This is a genomic window from Pseudomonas sp. A34-9 (assembly GCF_029543085.1).
Taxonomy (GTDB): domain Bacteria; phylum Pseudomonadota; class Gammaproteobacteria; order Pseudomonadales; family Pseudomonadaceae; genus Aquipseudomonas.
In genome coordinates this window covers 194,948-220,496 of sequence record NZ_CP119967.1, presented here as the reverse complement: position 1 = coordinate 220,496, position 25,549 = coordinate 194,948, and the positions used below count along the sequence as shown (strand labels likewise).

23 protein-coding genes are annotated in these 25,549 nt (G+C 61.1%); 4 read left to right on the top strand and 19 right to left on the bottom strand.

Features of this window, described 5'->3' with window-relative positions:
• Positions 1 to 139 precede the first annotated feature (139 nt).
• From P3G59_RS00940 to P3G59_RS00890, 11 genes are all read right to left on the bottom strand, one after another.
• Positions 140 to 1,645 carry a YdgA family protein gene (locus P3G59_RS00940; RefSeq protein WP_277760093.1) on the bottom strand — a complete coding sequence of 502 codons (1,506 nt, stop codon included), beginning with the start codon at positions 1,643 to 1,645 and terminating at the stop codon, positions 140 to 142.
• Between the two features lie 294 nt (positions 1,646 to 1,939).
• Positions 1,940 to 2,575, bottom strand: coding sequence for an NADH:ubiquinone oxidoreductase subunit N (locus tag P3G59_RS00935; protein WP_141126874.1), 636 nt, complete (start codon positions 2,573 to 2,575; stop codon positions 1,940 to 1,942).
• Between the two features lie 93 nt (positions 2,576 to 2,668).
• Positions 2,669 to 4,111: an efflux transporter outer membrane subunit gene (locus tag P3G59_RS00930; protein ID WP_277760092.1), complete on the bottom strand. Its 1,443-nt coding sequence runs from the start codon at positions 4,109 to 4,111 to the stop codon at positions 2,669 to 2,671.
• On the bottom strand, positions 4,108 to 5,010 hold the full coding sequence (locus P3G59_RS00925) for an HlyD family secretion protein (protein WP_277760091.1): 903 nt from the start codon (positions 5,008 to 5,010) through the stop codon (positions 4,108 to 4,110). Before P3G59_RS00925 ends, P3G59_RS00930 begins: the two co-directional genes overlap by 4 nt.
• Entirely contained in the window at positions 5,007 to 5,216 is a 210-nt protein-coding gene (locus P3G59_RS00920; RefSeq protein ID WP_007917703.1) for a DUF1656 domain-containing protein, read from the bottom strand. The genes P3G59_RS00925 and P3G59_RS00920 overlap by 4 nt, the downstream gene beginning before the upstream one ends.
• Entirely contained in the window at positions 5,213 to 7,276 is a 2,064-nt protein-coding gene (locus P3G59_RS00915) for an FUSC family protein (RefSeq protein WP_277760090.1), read from the bottom strand. The genes P3G59_RS00920 and P3G59_RS00915 overlap by 4 nt, the downstream gene beginning before the upstream one ends.
• Positions 7,273 to 7,701 carry a MarR family transcriptional regulator gene (locus tag P3G59_RS00910; RefSeq protein WP_277760089.1) on the bottom strand — a complete coding sequence of 143 codons (429 nt, stop codon included), beginning with the start codon at positions 7,699 to 7,701 and terminating at the stop codon, positions 7,273 to 7,275. Before P3G59_RS00910 ends, P3G59_RS00915 begins: the two co-directional genes overlap by 4 nt.
• 143 nt (positions 7,702 to 7,844) lie before the next feature.
• Complete coding sequence (locus tag P3G59_RS00905) at positions 7,845 to 8,126, bottom strand: type II toxin-antitoxin system RelE/ParE family toxin (protein WP_064389059.1); 282 nt, start codon at positions 8,124 to 8,126, stop codon at positions 7,845 to 7,847.
• A complete protein-coding gene (locus P3G59_RS00900; protein ID WP_095122322.1) occupies positions 8,116 to 8,361 on the bottom strand; it encodes a type II toxin-antitoxin system Phd/YefM family antitoxin in 246 nt (81 codons plus the stop codon). Before P3G59_RS00900 ends, P3G59_RS00905 begins: the two co-directional genes overlap by 11 nt.
• Positions 8,362 to 8,455: 94 nt before the next feature.
• The gene (locus tag P3G59_RS00895; protein WP_277760088.1) at positions 8,456 to 8,701 is read right to left on the bottom strand and encodes a DUF2789 domain-containing protein; all 246 of its coding nucleotides are present in this window, start codon (positions 8,699 to 8,701) and stop codon (positions 8,456 to 8,458) included.
• A 129-nt stretch (positions 8,702 to 8,830) separates the two neighbouring features.
• Positions 8,831 to 9,292 carry a YbaK/EbsC family protein gene (locus P3G59_RS00890; RefSeq protein ID WP_095047033.1) on the bottom strand — a complete coding sequence of 154 codons (462 nt, stop codon included), beginning with the start codon at positions 9,290 to 9,292 and terminating at the stop codon, positions 8,831 to 8,833.
• A gap of 174 nt (positions 9,293 to 9,466) precedes the next feature.
• Here P3G59_RS00890 and P3G59_RS00885 point away from each other — a divergent pair, with 174 nt between their 5' ends.
• Together P3G59_RS00885 and P3G59_RS00880 are read left to right on the top strand one after the other, a co-directional pair.
• Positions 9,467 to 9,997, top strand: coding sequence for an NfeD family protein (locus P3G59_RS00885; RefSeq protein ID WP_277760087.1), 531 nt, complete (start codon positions 9,467 to 9,469; stop codon positions 9,995 to 9,997).
• A gap of 2 nt (positions 9,998 to 9,999) precedes the next feature.
• Positions 10,000 to 10,758, top strand: a complete 759-nt coding sequence (locus P3G59_RS00880) for a slipin family protein (RefSeq protein ID WP_007917711.1) — start codon at positions 10,000 to 10,002, stop codon at positions 10,756 to 10,758.
• Between the two features lie 80 nt (positions 10,759 to 10,838).
• Here the strand turns inward: P3G59_RS00880 and P3G59_RS00875 are convergent, their stop codons facing one another.
• The 7 genes from P3G59_RS00875 to P3G59_RS00845 all read right to left on the bottom strand — a co-directional run bounded on the left by P3G59_RS00875 (position 10,839) and on the right by P3G59_RS00845 (position 23,764).
• Entirely contained in the window at positions 10,839 to 11,783 is a 945-nt protein-coding gene (locus P3G59_RS00875) for a sulfotransferase family protein (RefSeq protein ID WP_277760086.1), read from the bottom strand.
• Positions 11,771 to 12,556, bottom strand: coding sequence for an aspartyl/asparaginyl beta-hydroxylase domain-containing protein (locus tag P3G59_RS00870; protein WP_277760085.1), 786 nt, complete (start codon positions 12,554 to 12,556; stop codon positions 11,771 to 11,773). The genes P3G59_RS00875 and P3G59_RS00870 overlap by 13 nt, the downstream gene beginning before the upstream one ends.
• Complete coding sequence (cysC, locus tag P3G59_RS00865; RefSeq protein ID WP_277760084.1) at positions 12,553 to 13,158, bottom strand: adenylyl-sulfate kinase; 606 nt, start codon at positions 13,156 to 13,158, stop codon at positions 12,553 to 12,555. The genes P3G59_RS00870 and cysC overlap by 4 nt, the downstream gene beginning before the upstream one ends.
• Entirely contained in the window at positions 13,142 to 14,659 is a 1,518-nt protein-coding gene (locus tag P3G59_RS00860; protein WP_277760083.1) for a TolC family protein, read from the bottom strand. Before P3G59_RS00860 ends, cysC begins: the two co-directional genes overlap by 17 nt.
• Before the next feature lie 46 nt (positions 14,660 to 14,705).
• Positions 14,706 to 21,125 (bottom strand): Ig-like domain-containing protein, encoded by a 6,420-nt coding sequence (locus P3G59_RS00855; RefSeq protein WP_277760082.1) that lies wholly within the window; start codon positions 21,123 to 21,125, stop codon positions 14,706 to 14,708.
• Between the two features lie 56 nt (positions 21,126 to 21,181).
• Positions 21,182 to 22,027 carry a sulfotransferase gene (locus P3G59_RS00850; protein WP_277762102.1) on the bottom strand — a complete coding sequence of 282 codons (846 nt, stop codon included), beginning with the start codon at positions 22,025 to 22,027 and terminating at the stop codon, positions 21,182 to 21,184.
• A gap of 150 nt (positions 22,028 to 22,177) precedes the next feature.
• Positions 22,178 to 23,764: a glycosyltransferase family 39 protein gene (locus P3G59_RS00845; RefSeq protein WP_277760081.1), complete on the bottom strand. Its 1,587-nt coding sequence runs from the start codon at positions 23,762 to 23,764 to the stop codon at positions 22,178 to 22,180.
• A 237-nt stretch (positions 23,765 to 24,001) separates the two neighbouring features.
• Between P3G59_RS00845 and P3G59_RS00840 the strand changes: the two genes are divergently transcribed.
• Both P3G59_RS00840 and P3G59_RS00835 read left to right on the top strand, forming a co-directional pair.
• A complete protein-coding gene (locus P3G59_RS00840) occupies positions 24,002 to 24,589 on the top strand; it encodes a tail fiber protein (protein ID WP_277760080.1) in 588 nt (195 codons plus the stop codon).
• Positions 24,590 to 24,643: 54 nt separating this feature from the next.
• Positions 24,644 to 24,955, top strand: a complete 312-nt coding sequence (locus tag P3G59_RS00835; protein ID WP_277760079.1) for a hypothetical protein — start codon at positions 24,644 to 24,646, stop codon at positions 24,953 to 24,955.
• 95 nt (positions 24,956 to 25,050) lie between these two features.
• Here P3G59_RS00835 and P3G59_RS00830 read toward each other — a convergent pair whose 3' ends face one another.
• Positions 25,051 to 25,545: a GNAT family N-acetyltransferase gene (locus tag P3G59_RS00830; protein WP_277760078.1), complete on the bottom strand. Its 495-nt coding sequence runs from the start codon at positions 25,543 to 25,545 to the stop codon at positions 25,051 to 25,053.
• Between the last annotated feature and the right edge of the window lie 4 nt (positions 25,546 to 25,549).

Sequence of the window (25,549 nt, the reverse complement as noted above, 5' to 3'; positions counted from 1 at the left end):
CCAATATTCAGATCACAATAATTGTTCAGATTCGTAACAAGGCCTGGGCTGAAACACCGCGAAAACCCATGCGCCAGACAGCAAAACGCCCGGCGTCTGTGCAATACAGAGGCCGGGCGTTGCTATTAAGAACGCAGAATTACTGCACTTGCGTGACGCCTGCGAACTTGCTCATCAAGAAGCCGACGAACTGCTCGACGGTCATCTTCTGGCCGTTGAATTCGACCTGATTGGCGGCGTAATGCAGCTTGGTCACGACGTTGGTACCGTCGACGACGGCCAACTGCGAACCGACCGCCATGCCGGCGAACATGTCGGCCGCTTCCTTGGATTGATCGACGATGGCTTTGGCGTCAGTCTGACCATCCAGTTGCGCCTGTACGCTGAGCAGATCGACCAGCATTGGCTTGGACACCTGGATATTCAGGTCGAGCAGGGCGATCAGTTGTTTGCCCAACTGATCCGGCGGCAGATCCATCGATTGCGGTTTGGTCAGGTCAATGACCAGATTGGCCTTGCTCTCACCGTTGGCGGTGTTGAACGAGAGGTTTTCCAGGGCAATCTGCGGGCCGGCCGCGAGGAGTTTTTGCAGATCGGCTTTGACCTGTGCATTTTCCGCGTCGGTCAGGTTCAGCTCGGGTGCTGGCAAACCTTGAGCGGCGGCTTCGGCGGCAGCCTTTTCATACGGTTGCAATTTGGTCTGGTAGATCTGCATCAGCGACATCGTCGACGGGATGTCGAGGTTTTTCAGGCTCATGGCCATGTTCGCCGAGCCGATTTTCTTGTCGTTGAGGCTGACTTCGCCAATCTTGTAATCGGCGCGACCGGAAGCATTGCTGCCGTTTTCTTCGGTGAGGTTCTTCATTTCGAAGTTCTTCACACCGAGCACCGATTGCTTGGTGCCGAAGGTGGTTTTGCTGTTGGTCAGCACCAGGGTGTTTTCCCCGGTGTAGTAGCCGTAGCTGCTCTTGGCGAGGTTGCTGGCCAGGGTCAGACCGTTGAGTTCGACCTGTACCGGCGCCTGGTCTTCAGCCACAGTCACCAGTTTCAGGTTGTCCATGTAGCCGTCCGCCTTGACCTTCTGCGCTTTGGCGCTAGCGGAGATGTTCATCGTCAGGCCGGAGAATTTCAGGCTCGACTGCTCATCCAGTGCGGTTTCGAACGGCAGCAGATCGAGGGTGCTGGTGGTGGATTCGTCATAGCCGATGCTCGTCACGCCCTTGAGCGGCGCAGCCCCCTTGGTCGCCGCGAACCACTTCTCGGTGGCCGGGTTCTTTTCCAGCTCGTAGTTGCTGGTGGCCATGACCGGCAGCCATTTCAGCGAAACCAGACGCGAGAACGGCAGCGGGCCATGCTCGATGTGGTCAACGAACAGCAACTCGACCGGTTTGTCGCCGAACATCTCGCCTTCGCCCTTGAGGCGGTAGTGCGCAGTGCTGGTGAACGTGTGGCGTTCCAGCGACACCAGTTCCAGCGACGCGGTGCCGTTGGAGCCGGCCATGGCGGTTTGCAGCTCTTGGTTGGCATTGCTGACGGCGTTGTTCAGCACGCCTTCGATCTTGGTCCCGGTGTACCAGGCCCCGCCTGCGCTGATCGCGCCGATGGCAACAACAATTCCGAGGAGCACGCCTGCTGATTTATTCATGAATGACCTGATCGATTTCCGTGGCTGTGAGTGTGGTCGTCTTCCCTGAACCCGTGACCGGGTCGCGGCTCGACTACGCTGAATTCAGCGGTGGAGATTAGCACCGGGCGCGCAAGGTGGCCCAATGTTTAAAGGTGAAAGAGTGTCTATGGGGAGAATGGACAGTGGGCAGGCAGTGAGAGTTTCGCTGTTTTTTGAGGGCGCTATCGCGAGCAGGCTCACGCCTGCAGGGGAATGCATTCCAGATTTAGGCGTGAGCCTGCTCGCGATGAGGCCGTTTGATTCAGCGAAGCATCAGGAATACTGAACCTCGATTTCATCCAGCTGGTGATCAAAGCTTTTCAGTCGCGCCGTCCATGTGTACACCAGCACTTCAAAATCCCGATCAATCACCGCCCCGCCCGGCCCGTCGGCGCGTGGGTCGCAGAAATCCAGTTGATAGCGCTCACGCGCCATGGCGGTGGCGACATCGGATAATTCCCGGGCATTGTTGAGCCAGTGCCAGCCCTCATCGGCGATCTGCTTGTCGAGTTCCAGGCATTGCTTTTTCAGCGCTTCGAGGCTTTTTTCCAGTGGCGTGCCGGTGAGTTCGCCCATGACCTCGGCGAAGGTCCGTCCCGGCTGCCAGTAGCTGCCCCAGAAATACCGGTCGAAAACGGTTTCGACCCGGCGCAGGGCGACTTTGGTGTCCCAGATCAACACCAGGGTCCTGCCCTGTTCGAGCTGGCGTTTCTTGACGCGCTGCACCTGCACCGACGCCCACGCCACGACGACGATTGCCATGACCGCGATCAGCGCCGTTGCGCTGTCGAGGAACACCATCGCCTTGTCGATCTGGTGGGCCAGCATGATGCCGTAGAAATAGGTGGCCGAGAGCAGCACCAGCGCTGCGAGGGCGCACCAGAAGCCGAGAGCGTAAGGGTTTTTCATTATTGGTTTCCCCTAGACCAGCGCTAGCAATGTGCACTGAAAGGGCGCCTTGCTCGGGGCGCCCTTCCAACACTTCAAAGCATAGCAACGGCCTCAGGGTTTGCTGGCGGTTGTCGCGTGCGTTCGTCCGCTTTCCCAACCACCGCCCAAAGCGAGGAACAAATCGATCTGGCTCATCGCAACTTGAGTGTTGGCGGCGGCCAGTTGCGCGGTGACATCGGTGTAGGTTCGCGTTGCTTGCAGGTCGGCGAGGAATGACTCGCGGCCGGCCTGGAAGAAACGGTGGGTCTGGTCGGCGGCCAGTTTCGCTGACTGCTCGGCATCGGCCAGTGCGTCGCGACGTTGCAGCAGCGCGCTGTACTGAGCGAGGCCGGTCTGGGTTTCGCGAATGGCGTTGAGCACCACGCCATCGAAATGCGCCAGTGCGCCCTGTGTCGCCGCTTCTGCCTCGCGAATGCGCGCACGGGCGCCGTTGGTCGGTACTTTCCAGCTCAACGACGGGCCGAAGCCCCAGCGATTGGTCGACGGATCACCCAAGTCGTCTATCAGACCGACCGTACCGATCGTCGCGCCAATGCTGATGTCCGGATACAACTCGCCCGTGGCGACACCGATCCCGGCAGTCGCAGCGGCCAGCCGCCGTTCGGCCTGACGGATATCGGGGCGACGCTTAAGCAGCGCGGCGCCATCACCGACCGGCACCAATTGGGCGATTTTCGGCAGTTCAGCGCAAGTCGCCGTGCCGGCCGGCAATTGATCTACCGGTTTGGCCAGCAGCATCGACAACCGGTACAAACCGGCCTGACGCGCGGCTTCATAACGCGGCATGTCGGCGCGCAGGGATTTGAATTGGGTTTGCGAGCGGGTGACCTGAGTTTCATCACCACGGCCGGCATCGCGCAAGCGTTGAATCAGCGTGGTGCCTTGCGATTGCAGGTCGAGGGAGTGCTGGGCGATTTCACGCTCTTCGTTGGCGGCGCAGACTTGGGTGTAGGCGCGAACCACGTCGGCCACCAAGGTGATGCGTGCGGTGTCCGCGGCGGCCTGGGTCGCGTCGGCGTTGGCTTTGGCGCCTTCGATGCCGCGTTGCAACGTGCCCCACAGATCGAACTGATACGAAGCGCTGATGCCGATATCGCCAACGTTGTCCACCGGCACTTTCTCCGGCAGCAAGAACGCCTGTCCGGACTCCTGCAAACGCTGGGCGCCCATTTTCACCCCGGCGCTCCAGCCACCGGCCGCCTCGGCCTCGTCGACCTGAGCACGGGCGCGCTGCAAGTTGGCGGCGGCTACGCGCAGATCGGTGTTGGAAGCCATTGCCTGCTGCACCAGTTGATCCAGTCGCGGATCCTTATACAGCCGCCACCAGTCCGCAGGCACCGGCGCTGACACCACAGGCTTACCGGCGACGGCCAGTTCGCCCTGAAAATCCTTGCGTTGAACCGCCGCATCCTCAGGCACGTGATAGTCCGGCCCGACCATCTGACAAGCCGAGAGCATCACGCCCAACCCGGCGATCATCAGGGCCCTTCTCATTGCACGGGCTCCTGTTTACGTTCGTCGCGTGGCTGATCGTCGATGATCGATACTGTGGCGGTACGCCCGGCGATCATGCGGAAATCTTCCGGCACGTCATCAAAGGCAATCCGCACCGGAATCCGCTGCGCCAACCGTACCCAGCTAAACGCCGGGTTGACGTTCGGCAGCAAGTTACTGCCGCTGGTGCGGTCGCGGTCTTCGATACCGGCGACGATGCTTTCAACATGCCCGCGCAGTTTGGCGCGGTCGCCGATCACGCGGATATCCACCGACTGGCCGACATGAATGCCGTCGAGTTTGGTCTCTTCGAAATAGCCGTCGATGTGGAACGAATTGCTGTCGACCACCGACAACACCGGACGCCCGGCGGTGACGAACTCCTGTGGACGCGGCGCGCGGTCGTTGACGTAACCGTCCACCGGGCTGCGGATCACCGAGCGGTCGAGGTTGAGCTGGGCGCTGTCCACGGTGACCATGGCTTCGGCCAGCGCCGATTGCGCACGGGCCACCTTCGATTGGCTTTCTTCCAGTTGCTCGGCCGGCACCAGATTGCCGAGGCCACGGTTACGCTTGGCTTCACGCTGGGCCTGGGCGAGGGTTTCTTCGCGATCAGCGACAGCGGCCTTGGCCTGTCGCAGCGCCAGTTTGAAGCGATCCTGGTCGATGCTGAACAGCACCTGGCCGCGCTTGATCAACTGGTTGTCTTTCACTTCAACCTGCTGGATCAATCCAGACACGTCCGGCGCGATCTGGATGATGTCGGCGCGAATGTGGCCGTCGCGGGTCCACGGCGCAAACATGTAATACATCACCATACGCCAGACGAGGACAACGGCAAAAGTCACGATCAGCAGGGTCAGTACCACGCGACCGATGGTCAAGAACGGTTTTTTCATGTCATCAGGTATCGACTGAGTGAGTCCACGCCGTACAGCAGTACTGCGTAGAGGGCCACGTTGAACAATGCCCGGTGCCAGACCAGACGGTAAAAGTGCACGCGCGTGAGCACGGCATGCACCAGCAAAAACAGCACATAAGTGATGCCCATCAACACCAGCAGGGTCGGCAGGAAAATGCCGCTGATGTCCAGATCACCGATCATAGGGGCGCTCCATCGGGCAGCGGTTCTTCGGGCTCGGCGCTGGAGACGAATTCGACGCCGGGCAACAGCGCCAGACGCAAACCGCTCAAGGCGTGCAACAGGTTCAGACGGGTTTCTTCATCGCCGTGACCATTGAGTGCGCGACGGGTGCGATCGAGCGTCATCAGCAACGGGGCCGGGGCCGGCAAGCGTTCACCGGCCTTGAGGCAGGCGCGGAAATACTCGCCGACCTCGCTGACCACTTGCTGCAACAACGCGTGCGGCGCGCCCGTCACCCGTGGGGTGTAGGCGAGCAAGTCGAGCAGATTCAGGCCGACGCGCACTTCGCGCATGGCAATGCCGGTGTCCTGGCCAGTCAGCGCCAGACGCGGCAAGTGCTGCATCAATCGATCGAGCAACTGCACACCCAACTGACGGTGCTCGGCGAGGTTGGCCGGCTCGGTCATGTGGACGATGTCTTTCCAGCTGAAACGGGTCAGGCGCTTGGCCGCCAGTTCGGCGCCGAACGGGCGCGCCACCAGCGTCCAGATAAAGGCGAACAACAGTCCTATCGGCCCCGCCAGGTTGGAATTCACGAAGGCAAAAAAGTCCGCGTCGTAAGCGCCCTGAATGCTGATGAACGACGAGGTGTTGACCAGCGTCAGCAGCATGCCGAGGTAGAAACGCGGCTGCACCGTCAGCGTGCCGACGCAGATGAACGGGATGGAAAACGCCAACACCAGCATCGGGAAATCGTGCAGGTTGGGCAGGATCAAAAACAGATACAGGCTGGCGAACAGCACCGACATGCCGGTCCAGAAAAAGAACCGGTAGATCTGCGGCGCCGGGTCGTCCATCGAGGCGAAGAAGCTGCACGCCACCGCCGCCAGAATCACCGCACTGCCGCCATCCGGCCAGCCGAGCAGAATCCACAGCACCGAGGCGGTGATGATTGCCAGAATCGTCGACGCTACCGAATACAGCATCAGCCCACGATCGATAAACGGCGTCAGCCGGCCCAGGCGCCAGTGGCGATACACCGCGCGCCAGCTGTCCTGGCGTTCGCAGAGAATCGCGTCCTGCAGGCTGCGACAGTCTTGCCACAGATCGATGAATTCACCGAGGCGATAAATCGAGTTGGAGAACAGCAATTGCCTGCGATCTTCCAGCGCTTCGGCGCCAGGTTGCAAAGCTTCGAGCTTATCTTTCAGTGCCTGCCAGCGGTCGAGATCGGCGTCTTGGTGGCGCAGCCATTCGCGGGTCGCGACGAGTAGCGGTGCGAATTTTTCCACCAGCTCCGGTGTGCGCCGCTCCAGGGCATAGAGCGAATCTTCCAGTGCATCGATCACCGGTAATAGATGAATCATCCGCCCGCGCAATTCTTTGGTGTTACGCACGGTTTGCGGTCGCGAGCCTTCGTGGGGCAATTGACCGATCATCAATTCGAGGCTGTTGAAGTTGGCGACCATGGCCATGCGCAATGCAGTGACTTCTTCGGGCTGCACGTCGCGGCTGAGGAATTTCAGACTGTAGGTCGTTGCGTCAGCGAACCACTTGCCCACAGCGTCGTTGAACACCGGCGCCAGCCGTCGCGGCCAGAACATCGCACCGACCACCGCAGCGACGGCGATGCCGAGGAAAATCTCTTCCGTGCGCGCCTCGGCCACGTCCCACACCGCCAGCGGGTTATCCACCACCGGCAAGGCAATCAGCGGCAATGTGTAACCGGCGAGCATCAGCGCGTAGCTGTTGGCCGTGCGCAAATGCAGGGACATGAACAACAGAATCCCCGTCCACAACGCGATCACCACCACCAGCACATACGGGCTCTGGACGAACATCGGCACGAAAAAAACCGCCGCCGCCGCGCCGAGAAAAGTACCGATGGCACGGTACAGCGCTTTGGAACTGGTCGGCCCGAGAAACGGGCTGGAAACGATGTACACCGTGGCCATCGCCCAGTACGGACGCGGCATTTGCATGAGCAAGGCGATGTACAGCGCGATCATCGACGCGGCAAAGGTACGGATCCCGTAGAACCAGTCGCGGGCCGGCGGAATGCCAGAGAAAAAACCGTTCAAGAATTGACCACCACAGGCGGACTGGCCGCCTCAAAAGCTCTGAGTACCCGAAGCGTAGCTTCCAGATCGCTTTGATCGATGCCTTCGAGCACCTCATGCCGCAAGCGCACCAGTTCGATCTCGACCGCCTGCACCAGTTCACGTCCGGTGTCGGTCAGGCTCAGGCACTTGGCGCGGCGATCCTGGGCATCTTCGGTACGGCAGACATAGCCGGAATGGCACAACTGATCGAGCAGACGCACCAGCGACGGACTTTCCATCCCGGCAGCCTGCGCCACCTGCACCTGCCGCACGCCCTCGCCCAGACGGCCGATCATCAACAGCGGCACGGCGCAGGCTTCGGAGATTCCATAGTTGACCAGCGTGTTCTGGCAGATCTTCCGCCAATGCCTGGCGGCCACCACCATGGCACTGCTGATGTTCATCTGGAGAGCGTCGAGATCGTTCGGCACGAGGAAATGCACACTGTTAGTTTGCTAACTATCAATATCGCATTGCAGGGGAATTTCAGTCAAGTTTTGAAACAAATTGCCTGACAAGACAGAGAAATAAGGCGACCAGTGATTAATCAGCGCTTTTTTGCATTCTCGTAAACGCTGCTGCGCTCGCGCTTACCAACTGCGACAACCGAAACAACAACGCGCTCATCGATCACCTGATATACCAAGCGATAGCCGGAAGCTTTGAGTTTGATTTTGTAGCAGTCCGGCATCCCGTGCAGAGCATCAGCAGAAACCCTTGGCAGCTTCAACCTCTCGCCCAGCTTCTTTTTGAATTGTTCTCGTAGTGTATGACCCAACTTGTTCCACTCTTTGTGAGCAGACGGCAGAAATTCAAGCTTATAGGTCATCCAGGCTTACCGAAATTGGCGTCTCATGGCTGCGGGCGCGAACGATTTCAGCAAGCTCCAGATCATCAAGCCGCTCCATCATTGCTTCGTAAACGTCTGCTGGCACCATGTAGCCCATGACGCGATTGTGGTTAAGAACGGCCACAGCCCCGCCATGTGCGCCGCTCAGCACTGCGGATGGGTTTTTCTTTAATTCTGAGACACTGACAGCCATATCGGCCAGAACGCTTTGCATAATAAAAGACCTCAATTGAGGTCGTGATTTTGGTCTATTTTTTGATCGTCAACAACCGTTCCACTCAATTGAATGACAAGAGGTGGGCGTTCAGTCAGCCCTCCCGCCCCTTTCGCAACAACACATTCAACTGATCCACCACCTCCGCCCAATCGGCGTCATCCAGAATCTCGTCCCGTAAAAACTGCGACTGGCTCTTCGTCCAGAAAAACGCATCGGCCAAGTGCAGTTCTGGTTTGAGCGGGGAATGGGTGGCGATGAATTTTTCGATGTCGACCGGGTCGTCGGAAAGGCCGAGTTGTTTGAACAGGGATGGCAGGCTGTGGGTGTGTTGTTCCATTGATCAACTCCTTCAAAGATGTGGTGTATGGAAGATTAATCGCGAGCAGGCTCACTCCTACAGGTTGAACGCATGCCAATTGTAGGAGTGAGCCTGCTCGCGATGGCGTCGGCACTGACGCCACAACACCTAATCACTCAACTCCCGCACCTCGGCATGCGGCACCATTTTCAGAAACTCGGGCATGCTCATGTGCAGCAGGTAGTTGTGGTTGCCCGCCTCCAGATAAATATCCTTCTGCCGCGTCAGCAACGGGTCGATGACCATGTCCAGCCCGTAGGAATCTCCCAGTGGCGGCACCGCACCGCGTTCGCAGTCGTCGAAGATGTGCGCCAGATTGCTTTCGCGGGTCAGTTGCCATTCGCCGCTGGTGCGCACCTTGCTCAGGTCCAGATGACGACTGGCGGGCAGCACGGCCATCAAATAATGCCCGTGGTGGTCGTCGAGGATGATCGATTTGGCCACACGCTCGGCGGGCACCCCGGCGACCCGTGCGGTTTCCAGACTGCTCGATGAGTGCCGGTGGGCGACGATGTCGTATTCGCAGTGCGCGCGGTTCAGGCTGCTCTGCACCTTTTTTGCCATACGCATGATGCACCTCGGTGTTGCGCTAAACGGTGGTTGCCGTGTCTTTGAGTCTAGTTCGGCGGATGGCTGGCAAAGGTAAATCCGCTCACCGGACACATCCGCTCATTGATCAAGATTCAGCCAGCGCAACCCTCAACTAGACTGTAGGAAACAGACATGACGCTCGCGGAGGGTCACGTGAACAGTCGATGTTGTGCGTTTGCCTTGCTCCTGCTGACAAGCGGCTCAGCCCTCGCCGCCGACAGCCCGTTACCGGCCATGAGTCCGGCCGGTTTGTGGCTGATTACGTTAGGCATTGTCTTTCTGATCGCTGAAGCCGCGCTGCCCAACTACGGGGTGATCGGTTTGGGCGGGATCATCATGTTCGTCATCGGAGCACTGATGCTGAGTAACGCCGAGTTGCCGGTGCCGATGATGATCGGTCTCGGCCTGATCAGCGCCCTGCTGTTGATCGCGCTGCTGATTCGCGCCCTGAAAACCCGTCCGCGCCACGCCGTCAGTGGCGACGCCGGCCTGCTCGGCAGTGTGACCGCGATCACCACGGTGCAACCGGGCGATGCGCGTAACGGCTGGGTGCAACTGCAAGGCGAGCGCTGGCAAGTGCTCAGCACCACCCCGCTGCACACCGGGCAATCGGTGCGCGTGGTGGGTCGCCAGGGATTGTTGCTGCAAGTGGCCGCGACTGACGCGGCGCCGCTCGGAGAGTGATCATGGGTCTGCAAATCGGTTTTGTGGCGCTGCTGTTGTTGGTCATTGCCTTGGCCGGCTCGACGTTTCGCATCCTGCGCGAATACGAACGCGGTGTGGTGTTTCAACTCGGACGCTTCTGGCAGGTCAAAGGTCCCGGCTTGATCCTGCTGATACCGGTGGTGCAGCAAATGGTTCGGGTCGACCTGCGCACGGTGGTGCTCGACGTGCCGCCGCAGGACGTGATCACTCGCGACAACGTGTCGGTGAAGGTCAACGCTGTGCTGTATTTCCGCGTCCTCGATCCGCAGAAAGCGATTATTCAGGTTGAGGATTATCTTTCTGCCACCAGCCAACTGGCGCAAACCACCCTGCGCGCCGTGCTCGGCAAGCACGAACTGGATGAGCTGTTGGCCGAACGCGAACAGTTGAATATCGACATCCAGCAGGTACTCGACGCGCAGACCGATGCGTGGGGGATCAAGGTCGCCAATGTCGAGATCAAGCATGTCGACCTCAACGAATCGATGGTCCGCGCCATCGCCAAACAGGCTGAAGCCGAACGGGAACGGCGAGCGAAAGTGATTCACGCCGAAGGCGAACTGCAAGCCTCGGAAAAACTCATGCAGGCTGCGGAAATGCTTGGCCGCCAGCCGGGGGCAATGCAGTTGCGCTATATGCAGACCTTGAGTTCGATTGCCGGCGATAAGAGTTCGACGATTGTCTTTCCGTTGCCGATTGAATTGCTCAAGGGCATGGCGGATTTGTCCGGCAAGTCCTGAGGAGCAAAAGATCGCAGCCTGCGGCAGCTCCTACAGGGGATCACATTCCAATGTAGGAGCTGCCGAAGGCTGCGATCTTTTCAGGCACCACGCAATTTTTCCAAAGCTTCGTAGGGCGCTCGCGCGCACGTCTGCACACGCGCCTGCAACAGCGCCGAAGCCTCGCGGCGCTTGTCTTCAGCATCGGCAACAAACGTCTCTGAGGGTTGCTTCGCATGCCGCGCGGCGGCCGCGAAAACCTGCTGACGCTGCAAATCATTCAATCGAAAGAACCGCGCCAAACGCCCTGCCATCGCATCGGGCAACTCGCCGTAATTCACCGCCAAACCGGCCGAATCCCGACAATGCAGCAACCCCGCGTCCAACAACCGCCCCAAACGCCGCGCGATAAAATCTTCACGGCCCTCGAACTGCAACCCATCCTCCAATACGCAATCGCCGAGCATCCCCGGGACCATGTGCATGCCCGGCCGACGCAGGTGGGAAACCGCGATTTCCAACGGGTCGCGATAGAGAAACAACCACGGTGTATCGGCAAAACAGGCCTGCAACAGCGGCCATTCGCCGATGTTCCAGGCATCGAGTTTGATCACCAGGCGTTTTTCCACACCGCGCCGGCGCTGGCCGTACGCCGAAAGCAATCCGGCAATTGCAGCCTGACGTTCGGCGGCCGGTAAGTCGCTGCGTAACAACGCGTCCAATGGCGGCGGTTCGGACACCACGATGTGATCGTCGAGCTGCGCGAGCATCTGGCTGATCAACGTCGAACCACAGCGCGAGGCATGCAGAATGAATGCGCTCGGGGCGATTCCCGGGCTCTGCGCTTGCCAAGCGGTCAACGCCGCCAATGGCGTGTTGCGCCGGAACGCCTGGTTGAATGGCAGCCGCAACGCATCATCGACCGCCTCGCGGAAGAATGGCTGATGCAACGGCGTGTCGCCGAACCAGCACCAATCCACTTGCCATTGCCCAGCGACCGGCCAGATACGAATGGGCAACCAGCCGTCGAAATTCAGTGGCTCCATTGTTCAGTCCATTGCCGGCGGCCATTGCGCATGGCCGCGCGCAGTTCTTCGGGAGAAATCTCCAAACCCTGTTCAGCGGCCAGCACCAGTGTCCGGCTGATGAAGATTTGCGGATCATGCAACGCCTGCAACTCGGCGGACAACGCGGCATCCTCAGCCACCCGACGCTGAAAACGTTGCAGCGCGCTATCAGACAACTCCGGCGCGGGTGTGTCCGGCAGACCTTGAGCAATCATCTGCGCCAGCCAGACACTGGGCCGACAATCGAGGACCAGATGCACTCGCGCTGAGGTGTCGCGGTTAGCCACCCGATGCGCACGTGCGAGGTCGAGAAACCAGCATTCGCCCGCCTGCATTGGCACACGCCGGCCGTCGAGCCAGAAATCGACATCGGGCGGACTGAGCAACGGAATGTGCAAACGCAGATCAGCGTCCGGGCCATCAAGATCGTAGTCACGATGCTCATGAATCCGGCCGCCCGGCCCCAGGCGCAACAGTCGGGCACTGACGATATCGAGCGGCAAATCCTGCAGCGCGCGCGACCAGCGCGGATCACGCTGCCAAGCTGCGCGTTGCACCGGCTCACCGCGTCCGGGGGACAGTTCGGTCAGCGCATCGACCGCCGAAATGAGCGCCACCCCGCTCCAGTCGCCGGAAAAATAACCGGCATTGAAATGGCTGCGCCAGGCGTCGTCGGCAATCGCTGACAGCGCCTGCAACAGCAAGGGCAAATCCACGGTTACTGGCAATCGCGAATACGCCGGGCGGCTCATGTCTTGGGCAACACCGAACACTCCCCGAGCCAGGTCAGCAGCCGATCGAGGCAGGTGTCGACCGATTGCGCGCCGGTGTCGAGCACCAACGACGGCTGCGCCGGCGGCTCATAGGGCGCGGAAATGCCGGTAAACCCGAGCAGGTCGCCGCGTCGGGCGCGGGCGTAATGCCCTTTCGGATCACGCTGCTCGCACACCGCCAGTGACGCGCTGCACCAGACTTCGCGATAGTCGTCACCCAAGCGCTGTGCGAACACATCACGCAGCTCGGCCAGCGGCGCAATCATCGCCAGAATCACGATCTGCCCGTTGTCCACCAGTAGCGCCGCGAGTTCGCTGGCGCGGCGAATATTTTCCTGGCGATCGGTATCGCTGAAGCCCAGATCCCGGTTGAGGCCTGTGCGCAAACTGTCGCCGTCGAGCACCACGCTTTGCCGACCATCCCCAAACAACGTGGCCTGCAGCGCTTGCGCCAATGTCGATTTGCCTGCCGCCGGCAAACCGGTCAGCAGGATCGCCGCACCGCGATGACCATTGCGGGCCTCGCGTTGCGTGCGGCTGATGCTGGCGTTCGGTGCCAGCACATCATTGTGCTGGGGCATGCGCCACCACCGGCACCGAGATATCCCCCGCCGCCCACGCCGACTCGCGATTGGCCAGCGCGGTGGCGATCGACTGCACTTCGGTGGATTGCACTTGATCCGGCAGCGGATCGAGGCCGGCGCTGGCAAAAATCTGGCCGTAGGCATTGCGCAGATCGGCGTACGACAAATCGCGGCGCAGGTCTGCTTGCAGGTTGTTCAGCTCGCCCTGAATCAGCTCCAGCTCGCCAATCCCCGCCGCTTGATGACGGTTGCGCAGTTGGCCAACGATCTGCCCGTCGATATCCGACAATTGCTGGTTGGTCTTGAACTGACGCAGCGCTTCTTGATAGTTGGCGTTGGCCACGTAGAGCTGCGCCAGCACGGCAATCGACATCGCCTGCCGCCGCGCAGTGGCGACCTCTTCGCCAGCCTTGGCGACGTTGATCGCCGCCGGTGCGGAGATTACGTTGAACAGGTTCCAGGTGACTTTGACGCCGTAGTCGGCCCAGCCCTGTTCGACGAGGAAGGAGTTGCTGTCGTAATGGCCGCCAGCGGAGAACTCCAGGCCCGGCAACAAGCGCAGCATGGCTTTGCGGGTTTCGGCGGCGCTGATGCGTGTCTGGTAATCCTGCTCGCGCAGTTCCGGGCGACTGGTCAGGGCTTCTTGTTCGAGTTTCGCCAGATCGACCTTAAGCTGCGGAATCTGATAACCGTCATCGGTGGCCAGCGTCAGGTTGGTGCCCAGCGGCAGGTTGATCAGCGTCGCCAGTTCGGTTTTCGCCAACGACAAGGCGCGACGCTGTTCTTCCAGCTGGCGCGTGGCTTCGATCAACGAGCGCTGGTAACCGAGCGATTGCACCGGATCGCCAATGCGTTGATCGCTCAGGGTCTGGCTGTTGTCGCGGGCGGTCTGCACCCGCGCCATCAGGCTGTCGATCTGCTTGAGCAGGCGCTCGGCGGCCATCGCGCGCCAATAGGCCGAGCGTACGTCCTGAACGATGGTGTTGATCACCTTGCGTCGACGCTCCTGGACGATCAGGCGCTGATCGCCCTGCTGCTTGGCGCTGATGTAACTGACGCCGAAGTCGAGGACGTTCCAGACCATGGTCAGGTCGGCGACCTCGCGGTCGCGATCCTGCGAGGTCGATGGTTCCAGCGACTGGGTGCCGGTGCGCACGCTCTGGCTGCTGGAGGCGTTGACGTTGTTGCGCCCGACATAACCGGCGTCCAGCGCCATGCGCGGCAACATGTCGAAACTGGCGAGGTCGAGCTGCCGCTTGGCCAGCGCTTCCTCCATGATCTTCAAGCGGCCTTCGAGGTTGTACTTCACGGCACGGGCCATGGCCTGGTGCAGGGTCAACGGCCCGCGCAGCGGTTCCTGATCCTTGTACATGCTTTGCAGGTCGGTCTTGGCGCGCTGTTCACTGACGCTGCGTTCAATCGGTTCACTGGTCACTGCACATCCGCTGATCGCCAGCGCCAGCAGGCTGGCGCCGAACAACTTCTGACTTGTCTTCATCCCTGGATCGCCCCTAGGTCCTGCACAGTGTTGAGTAATGGTTCGTTCAGGCCGATATTTCGCTGATGCCGACCTGTTGCAGCGCCGCGGCCAGGCTATCGACCCGGTGCTGTTCGTTGTCTTTGAGTTGCTGCAATTGCTGGCCCAGCGTCGGTGCGCCAAACACGCCGCGCAGGCCCTGGGAAATATCCCCGGCCTTGAGTGAGTGACTGCCAAACGCGTTCAGCGAATCGCGCTCGGCGGCGCTGTCCTGATTGAACAGGCTCGCCAGCGTGCTGCTGGCGAATACGCCGCCATCACCACCGCCAAAGCCGAGGAAACCGTGGCCGGAACCATCGCCGCCGCTGTCACTGCTGCTGAACACCTGCGCGATGAAGCTGCGGCTGAGGGCGCCGTGATTGATGAAAATATCGCCAATCGGACGGATGCCGTTGCCGATCACCCGTTGCTCGAACAACGGCGCGAAGGTCAGCGGTGAACCGAGATCGCCGGTTGGCGGAGTGAAGATGACCGGTTGCAGCGGCACGTTCGGCGGCGGTGGTGGCACCACCGGGTCGCTGCTGCGAATGAGCGGATCCGGGATCACGACGCTGGTCGGCGTGGTCGGCACGATGGGCGGAATGACCACCGGCACTGTATTGATGGCGTAGTTGTTGGAACTGCTGACTCCGCTGCCGCTGTTCCCGGACGCATCGCTGACCCCGGCACTGTTGACGCTGATCGCGTTGCTGGCGCTGTTGACGTTGGCATTCGGCGTCAGTGTCGCGGTCCAGGTCTTGCCGCCATCGCTGCTGCTCAGGTTGGACAAGGTGCCGTTGCCGACATTGATGTCGGCCAGATCAAAGCCGCTGACTGCCTCGTTGAAGGTAATGGTCACCTGCGAGGTCTGGCCGATGCCCAGGTTCGGGTTGGTGATGACGACGGTGGCGGTCGGCCGTTCGCTGTCGAGCGCGTAATTGTTCGACACCGCGACGGTGCTGCCGACGTTGCCGGCCAGATCGGTGACGTTGCTGGTGTCCAGCGCGATGAAGTTGCTCGGATCGCTGACATTGGCCGTCGGCGTGAACGTCGCCGTCCAGGTCTTGCCGCCATCGCTGCTGCTGAGGTTGCTCAAATCGCCGTTGGTCACGCTCAGATCGGACAGGTCGAAATTGCTCACCGCCTCGCTGAAGGTGAAGGTCACCGTGGTGGTCTGACCGATACCCAAGTGCGGATTGGCGACCACGATGTCCACCGTTGGCCGGGTCGCATCCAGCGCGTAATTGTTGGAGATGGCGATGCTGGCGCCAAGGTTGCCAGCCTGATCCTGCACACCGGCGGTGTCGACGATGATCAGGTTGGTGGTGTCGTTGACGTTGGCCGTCGGCGTCAGCGTGGCGGTCCAGGTGATGCCGCCGTCGCTGCTGGTCAGGTTGGCCAGTGTGCCGTTGGCGACGCTGATGTCCGAGAGATCGAACCCGCTGACCGCTTCACTGAAAGTGATCGTCACCGTGGTGGTTTCACCGATGCCCAGGCGATTGTCGGCGACCACAATGGTCGCGGTCGGCAACGCCGTGTCGATGGCGAAATTGTTCGAATCGGTGGTGCCGACGCCGCTGTTGCCGGAGGCGTTGGTCACGCCACTGTTGTCGAGGGTGATCAGGTTGCTGGTGTCGGTGATGTTGCTGGTTGGCGTGAACGTCGCCGTCCAGGTAATGCCGCCGTCACTGGAGGCGACGTTGCTCAGGGTGCCATTGGCGATGGTCAAATCCGCATTGGTGAAACCGCTGACCGCTTCACTGAAGGTGATGGTCACCGTCGAGGTTTCGCCGGCCTTGAGCGCGGTATCCGCAACGACGATGGTCGCGGTCGGCACTTCGGTCTGCACCGCGTAGTTGGCCGAGTTGGTGGTGCCGGTGCCGGCATTACCGGCCAGATCGCTGATGCCGCTGTTGTTCAGGACGATCAGGTTGCTGGCGTCGCTGACACCGATGGTCGGCGTGAACGTGGCCGTCCAGGTGATGCCGCCGTCGCTCGACGAGACGTTGCTCAGCGTGCCGTTGGCGACGCTCAGGTCGCTATTGTCGAAGCCGCTGACTGCTTCGCTGAAGGTGATCGTGACGAGCGCGGTTTCGCCGGGACGCAGATCGGCATCACTCATGACGATCGTGGCGGTCGGACGCTGACTGTCCACCGCGTAGTTATTCGAATCGGTGGTGCCGCTGCCGGTATTGCCCGCCAGGTCGGCGATGCCGGTGTTGTCCAGGGTGATGAGGTTGCTGGTGTCGGTGATACCCGCCGCCGGCGTGAAGGTGGCCGTCCAGATGATGCCGCCGTCACTGCTGCTCACCGCGCTCATCGTACCGTTGGCGATGGTCAGGTCGGCGTTGGTGAAACCACTCACCGCCTCGCTAAAGGTGATGGTCACCAGCGAGGTCTGACCGACACCAAGCGCCGTATCGGCGACCACGATGGTCGCGGTCGGGCGCTGGGTATCGACGGCATAGTTGTTGGAATCGGTAGTGCCGCTGCCCGCGTTGCCGGACAGGTTTTGTACGCCGCTGTTGTCGAGTGTGATCAGGTTAGTGGCGTCGGTGATGTTGCTGGTCGGCGTGAAAGTCGCCGTCCAGGTGATGCCGCCATCACTGCTGCTCACCGCCGTCAAGGTGCCGTTGGCAATCGTCAGGTCGGCATTGGTGAAACCGGTCACCGCTTCGCTGAAGGTGATGGTCACCAGCGAGGTTTCGCCGATTCTCAGCGAATTGTCGGCAATGATGATGGTCGCCGTCGGCACTACGGTGTCGATGGTGAAGTTGCCGGAATTGGTGGTGCCCGCGCCGGCGTTACCTGCCAGGTCGGCGATGCCGGTATTGGCAAGGGTGATGACGTTGGTTGCGTCATTGATTGCCACCGTCGGCGTGTAAGTCGCGGTCCAGGTAATGCCGCCGTCGCTGCTGCTGACGGCGGTCAACGTGCCGTTGGGAATCGTCAGGTCAGCGTTGGTGAAGCCGCTCACCGCTTCCGAGAAAGTGATGGTCACCAACGACGTTTCACCGGCGCTCAGGCTGGAATCCGCCACCACGATGGTGGCGGTCGGGCGCTGGGTGTCGATGGCGTAGTTGCCGGAATCGACGGTGCCAGTGCCGGCGTTGCCGGCCAGGTCAGCGACGCCGGTCTGGTCGAGGGTGATGAGGTTGGTGGCATCGGTGACGTTGGCGCTCGGCGTGAAAGTCGCGGTCCAGGTGATGCCGCCGTCGCTGCTGCTCACCGCGGTCAACGTGCCGTTGGCAATGGTCAGGTCGGCATTGGTGAAACCACTCACCGCTTCGCTGAAGGTGATGGTCACCAGCGAGGTCTCACCGATTTTCAGGTTGTTGTCGGCGAGAACGATGGTGGCGGTGGGTCGCACCGTATCGATGGCGTAGTTGTTGGAGTCAGTAGTGCCGGTGCCGGTATTACCATTTAGATCGCTGATGCCGGTGTTGTTCAGGGTGATCAGGTTGGTCGCATCGGTGATGCTCGCGGTCGGGGTGAAAGTCGCCGTCCAGGTGATGCCGCCATCGCTGCTGCTGACCGCTGTCAGCGTACCGTTGACGATGGTCAGGTCAGCGTTGGTGAATCCAGTCACCGCTTCGCTGAAGGTGATGGTGACCAACGAGGTTTCGCCGATTTTCAGCGCGTTGTCGGCGACCACGATGGTCGCCGTCGGCCGCGCGGTGTCGATGGCGTAATTGTTGGAGTTGGTGGTGCCGCTGCCGACGTTGCCGGCCAGATCATTGACCCCGGTGTTGTCCAGCGTGATCAGGTTGGTGGTGTCGGTGACGCTGGTGGTTGGCGTCAGCGTGACCGTCCAGGTAATGCCGCCATCGCTGCTGCTCAGTCCGCTCAGCGTGCCGTTGGCCACGGTCAGATCGGCGATGGTGAAACCGCTCACCGCTTCGCTGAAAGTGATGGTCACCACCGAGGTTTCGCCTGCCGCCAGATTGGTATCGGCAACAACAATGGTCGCCGTCGGCCGCACGGTGTCGATCGCGTAATTATTCGAGTCGGTGGTGCCGCTGCCGGCGTTGCCCGCCAGGTCAGCGATGCCGGTGTTGTCCAGCGTGATGAGGTTGGTGGTATCGGTGATGCTGGCGGTCGGGGTGAACGTCCCCGTCCAGGTGATGCCGCCGTCGCTGCTGCTGACTGCCGTCAGCGTGCCATTGGCGATGGTCAGGTCGGCGTTGGTGAAACCGCTCACGGCTTCACTGAAGGTGAAAGTCACCAACGAGGTATCACCGATCTTTATTGCCGTATCGGCCATCACGATGGTCACGGTCGGCCGTGCAGTATCGATCGTGTAATTGACCGAGTTGGTCGTACCGACGCCCGCGACTCCGTCGCTGATCGCTGTCACGCCGGTATTGTCGAGGGTAATGAGATTGGTGGCGTCGGTGATGTTGTTGGTCGGGGTGAAGGTGGCCGTCCAGGTGAGGCCGCCGTCGCTGCTGCTCACCGCCGTCAGCGTGCCATTGGCGATGGTCAGGTCGGCGTTGGTGAAACCGCTCACTGCGCGGCTGAAAGTGATGGTCACCAGCGAGGTTTCGCCGATTTTCAGTGCCGTATCGGCCATCACAATGGTTGCGGTCGGCGGCTCCACATAGGCGGTGTTGAGCGTACCGCCGTTATTGAAGATACCCACCAGCGCACTCGGCGTCGTGCCGGTAGAACCACCGTTCGACAGTCCGCCGCCACCGCTGGCCGCGCCATTGCCACTGATTGCAGCAAAGTTGCTCGCGGTGATCAGCACCACGCCGCCGTTGTTCCAGATCGCCCCGACGCCGCGACCACCGGCACCGCCATCGGCGCCGTTGCTGCCGACACCACCGCCGCCCCCGCCACCGCCACCGGCAGCGATGTTGTTGCTGATGACCGAGGTGCCGATGACTTTCAGGGTACCGGTCGAAGCGTTGTAGATACCGCCGGCCGCATTGCCGCCGACGCCACCGACTTTGTCCCAGCCGGAACCGCCACCGCCGCCGCCAATCGACAGGCTGCCATTGCTGGCCGAACCGCCATTGCCGCCATGACTGTAACCGGCACCGGCGCTGCCGCCATTGCCGCCCGCGCCACCGGTGCTGGTGCCGCCGCGCCCGCCCATGTCGGTCGGGCTGTAACCGCCGCCATAGCCGCCGGCATTGGCACTCCCCGCCCCCCCGGCATAGGTGCCGGTGGCCGGGCCGGAAGAACCGCCATGGCCACCGATCTGGCCACCGATACCCGCACCGCCGCCTCCGCCACCACCAACATAACCGCCGGTCACACCACCGCCGCCACCGCCGCCGGAAGCGGCGTTCGCGGTAACGGTCACGTTGTTAAGGGTAAGGATGCCGGCGTTGAAAATACCGCCGCCCATGGCCCCGGCCGCCGCTGAGCCGCCATTGCCACCATTGCCGGCCACCAGACCTTTGGTGATCACCAGGCCGTCGAGGGTCACGGTGCTGCCGGAGGTGACTTCCACGACGCGGGTTTTGTACTGACCATCGAGGGTCACGTCGGCCACGCCGTCATTATTCAGATCGCCGTCAACGGTGAGGCTCTTGTTGATCAGCAGCTCAGAAGTGAGCTGCACGGTCATGCCGGAACTGAACGTGACGATATCGCCGTTCTGCGCCGACGCCAGGGCTGCGCGCAACGAGCCGACGCCCGAATTGAGGTTATTGGTCGCCGTCCAGGTGGCCAGGCCCCACTGGTACTCGCTCATGGCTTTGCTCGACAGTACGTTGGCGCTTTCGATGGTGCCGGTGGCGATCTCCAGGTCCCAGTCGCCGCCGACACCGGTGCGATTGTTCGAAGCGGCCACATCACGCCCGGTCAACTGCGCCAGCGAGTCGACGAAACTCAAGCCGCGGTCACCTTCGGCGGTGTAGCAACCGTAAATCAGGATGTCGCCGCCAGCGTTCATGTCCTTGCCGATTTCAGCCAGGACCGCGCTGCGTTGAGCGACGTTGTCTGCAGAGAGATAACTGTTGCCCAGCCACAGATCACCGGCATTGCCGTGGGCAATGATCTGCACCGAACTGACGCCATGATGTTGATCGAGGAAGTCGGCGATCTGCTGCAAACCGTCCTTGGTCGCGTCGAGTTTCACCACTTGCGTACCGGGAGCAATGCCTTGCAGCAGGCTGTCGGCATCCTTCACCCGCGAATCGACGAACACCACACTCTGGCCGGGCACCGCGACCGGGCTGACGGCCGGCGTGGCATCAGCCTGGCCGTGGGTGTCCTTGCTCGCAACGGGATGATCGGCTGCCGGCGCCTTGGCCGCATCGGCAGCGGTGGGTGCATGGCTGTCGGCTTGCGCAGCGGTATCGGCGACGGTGGCGGCCACCGCGCCGTCGAACAGCATGCGCGGCTCCAGCGACATGATCATCGGCGAGGCCAGTGAACGCTGACCTGCGGTTGCCCGAGACTTGACCTTTGCACCGCCAAAAATGCTCCACCACATGTTGCTCACCCGAACTCGAACGAAGGTACGTAAGGCATCAATGAAAAACGCCGCGATCAACTGATCGCGGCGTCGGACTTCATACGAATGACATTGGCGGCGCTGGCTGAGCCATCGAGCCAAAAGGACAAATCAGCGTATTGCTTGAACAGGTCTGGCGGCAGAATGGTGCGCCGCGACTGCAAGGCAACCTTGGGTTTGACCTTGTGCAGGCCGGCCAGGCCAAGGCCCTGGTCGAACTCCGGCGCGTCATAGGCCAGATGCTCGAAATCGTGCTCGAACCAAGGCTCACCGATGAATTCATAGACCAGCCGCAGCACGCGCTCCGGCGCCTGGGTCAGCAGGTCGTAATCGATGATCAGCAGTGAGTCGGCGTGTTCGCCGTAATAGGCTTCCTTGAGCGACGCCCAGGCAAAACCCACCAGGCGATTACGCTGAGCCAGGGTTTCGCAACGGCTGTACACCGTGTTGCGCTCGACGGCATCGCCAAACAGTTTGGTGTTTTCGAAAGGATTGGCGCGGTACAGCCGTTCGAGGCTGTCCATCACCCAAGCGACGTTGCGCACGCAGGCGATGACTTTGGCTTGGGGAAACAGGTCGTTGAGTGCCGGCAGACGCGAGCTCCACTGCCGGTTGGTGTCGAATACCACTGGCTTGTCGGCCTTGTCGGCATAGAAGGACTGGAACAGACCGCGCAACAGGCGACGGCGCATGTCAGTGTCGATCACCGCACCGTACTCGCTGCCGGAGCTGCATTGATCGAGGACGCTGGAAAAGAGGGAGCCGACCGGGCTGGTCATGCCGGCGTGAAAGCGCGGGTTCTGCAAAAGAATCGCAGAAAGCAGGGTGGAGCCTGAGCGCGGCAAGCCGGAGATAAAGTGGAACTGCTGCAATCCCTTCACCGTCATCGAAAGTCCTTTTGTCCGACAAAGCGTAGTCCAACAGTAACCCTGCGACTAGTAGTGTTTTGATATCAGCCAAGAGCAAAAAGAACTAAATGATTAACTTTTAATCGCGAATTTGAAGGTGAATCGTTTTAGTCGCAACCGCCGCTATTCGGCCGCCGATTTCGGCGTGATCAAGCGAGCTTGCGCCCCGCCCGCATGGACTTGCGCGCTGATCTGCCAAGTGGCGGGCATGGGTGCAAACTCTGCCGGGTCATCCTGGGTGCCGACCAGCCATATCCGCGCGTTGCCGGAAACCTCGGCAAGGCTGTCGAGGTAGACTTGGTCGCTGACGAGCGTACCGAAACCATATTCATTGGGCCGCGTCGAACGGCCGTCCGCAGCCGGCGGCGTGTACAGCCGCACCTGTGCGCCGGTGCGATCGTAGTAGACGTAACTCAAGTACCAGAGCATGTCGCTGGTAATGATGCGATCACCGGGCTGGAAATGCTGATTGACGTAATTCACCACGCGATCGAACTGATCATTGCTGTCGACCGTGGCGTTGTTGTTCAGGCCGACCATTTCCACCCCGAGCAACGACACCAGCACCGCCACAGCCACAGCCAGCATCCGCACGCGACTGTACAAGCGGTCAATGGCCAGCGCTGCCAGCAGCGGCAAGCCCAATGCGTAGGCGGTCAGATAACGTTCGATGAACAGCGGCGTGATGAACGACACCGCAAACACCAGCAATAGCGGTAAGCCGGTGTACAACGCCAACAGGACACTGCCGCGCGACACGCTGCGATCCCGCAGCACCGCCACCGCCGTCAGCAGCAACAACGCCAGCGGCAACGCGCCGAACACTAGCAACGGCAGGTGTTCGCCGTCATCCTGGATCAGCCATGTCCAGATCATCGACGGCAACGACGCCAGCGTCACCGGGTCTTCCCAGCCGACATCGCCACCGACCTTGAGTTGTTCCATGTGCTGCATCAGACCCAGCAAGTTGGGCAGCCATGGCAAGTACAGCAACGCGATGAGCAGATTCGCCAGCCACCAGGCCGGACGCTGGATATGCCGCAAGCGATAGCCGCGCTGAAACCGGATCACCCCCAGATAGACCCAGTGACACAGCGCCGCCAGCACGGCGAAGTAATGGGTGTAGAACGCCGCCGTCATCAACAGTGCATAAAACACCAGATAGCGGTGACGCTGCGGGCGGCGGATCCAGTAAACCAGCGCCAGCGTCGCGGCGATCAACAGCAGGCCGAGCAGCGAATACATGCGCACTTCCTGGCTGTAGCGCACCGCCGTCGGCAACAACGCCAGTAGCAGGCCGGCGAGGATCGCAGCGCGGCGCGTGGCCAAGCGATCCACCAGCCAGACGCCCATCCCGACCGCCGCAATGCCAGCCAGCGCGCTGAGGCAGCGGATGGCAAAAATCCCGTCGCCGAACAGTTCAATCCAGCCATGCAGCAGCATGAAGTACAGCGGCGGATGCACATCGAAGGCCGCGTGGCGCCAGATATCGCCCAGCGAGTAGCGCGCCAGTAGCAGGCTGGAACCTTCATCGCCCCAGATCGCCGCAGCCGTCAGGTCGTAAAAGCGCGCAGCGGCGGCCAGGAGCAGGATCGGCAGCAGCCAGTGCTCCCGGGCCCAACGGATCAAGGGCAAGCGGGCAAACCACGACCCCGGTGTCGCGTGCGGATCCTGTGTGTCGCCCACTGGCGTAACTCTGTTGACCGCCATCGCTTCCTCTTGCCGTGCCACAACACCACGCCTGTATGAGTCCGGTCCTGCCAGTCACTCTAGGTCAGGCGCGGGAGAGCCGTCGATGCCGATTTGCGACTTCACGACATCCGGCAACCTTGCCAATCCGCGTCTACGCTCTGGCGTGGCGTGACCTGGCCATGGCAGGTGAAGGCATCAGCACTGCCCGAATCCACGATTGGCCCGCCGACCACCAATCAAAAGGATGAGGATCTTATGGACGTTTACATGGGCACTGTTCTGACGTTTGCCTTCAATTACGCGCCCAGTGGATGGGCGCAGTGCAACGGGCAGTTGATGAACCTTTCGCAATACCAGGCGTTGTTTGCACTGCTGGGCACCACCTATGGCGGTAATGGTGTCCAGACCTTCGGGCTGCCCAATTTGCAAAGCCGAATGCCGATCTGCCAGGGCAACGGCCCGGGCCTGACGCCACGGGTGATGGGTGAAATCTCCGGCGCCGAACAGGTCACCGCGACCCTCAACAACCTGCCGAACCACACCCACACCCTCGCCGGCCTCACCGCCACCACCACCGTGCAACTGGCCAACCCGGCGAGCAACCCGCTGGGCGCTCCGACGGCGACCAATGCCTACATCGGTGCATCGGGTACCGGGCCGGGTCTGGCGAATATCTTTTCCGATGCCCAAGGCACCTCAGCCATTCCGCTCAAAGGCGCCGCGACCACCATCAGCGGCACGATCTCGCCAACCGGCAACGGCTTGCCGATGGCAATCATGAACCCGTATCTGGTGCTCAACTTCAGCATCGCGCTGCAGGGCATTTTCCCTTCGCGTAACTGATCGACCACCGGGGGATCACCTTCCCCCGGTTCCCCACTTTGCCGGAGCGAGAACATGCTGCAAACGGTTAAAAGCCAACACTTCCAGGCACTTCTCGGGCGGATCGGCACCCTGTATCTGCCCGATGGCTGCGCGTTGCAAATCCATATCGACGAACTCGCAGAGAAACCGCTGGCGAAAATGCGTTACAGCGAGCGCATGCCATTCAGCGTCGAATTGAGCAGCCTGCAACCGACGGGATTTATCGATGGACTGTGTGCGCTTGAATTGCCGGAACTGGGGCGGGTCGACGACATCTTCGTATCACGGGTACCCCCCATGGGCCGGGACCCGAAGTTGGCTTACTTCCACATCACCTTTAATTGATGGGTTTCATGTAGGAGCTGCCGCAGGCTGCGATCTGTTGATCTTGTTGTTTTTAAGATCAACAGATCGCAGCCTGCGGCAGCTCCTACAGGGGGTTATTGCGGGTACCAGACGAGGCGTTCGGCGGCGGGGTTGCGTTCTTCTACAGCGAAACCCAGCGCCAGATAATGCCGTCGCGCATGGGGATTGCTGGTCCAGACCACCGTCGCCACCGGGCAGCGAATCTGTTGCGCGGCTTTCTGCACGCCTTGCAGTACGGCGCGGCCATAACCCTGGCCGCGCGCCTGCGGGATGAACGCCAGATACAACACGCGAATCTCGTTGGCGCCGAAATCGGTGCTCAACGCGCCGATGGCGCTGCCAAGTTTTTCCACCACGTAGTGCATGGCGTTGGGGTAGTTGTCGCCAATGCCCTGTTCCTGCACCTGGAACTGCTGCGCGATCACTTGCTGCACCTGTTCCGGCTCGCCGTCGATCCATTGCAGGTCCGGCCGCGCTGTCTGATACAGGCTTTGCAAAAACGGCCCGTCGGTTGCCCGCGAAGGCCGCACCACCAATCCCTCTGCCGCCACTGCTGCGTTGTCCGCCATCGTG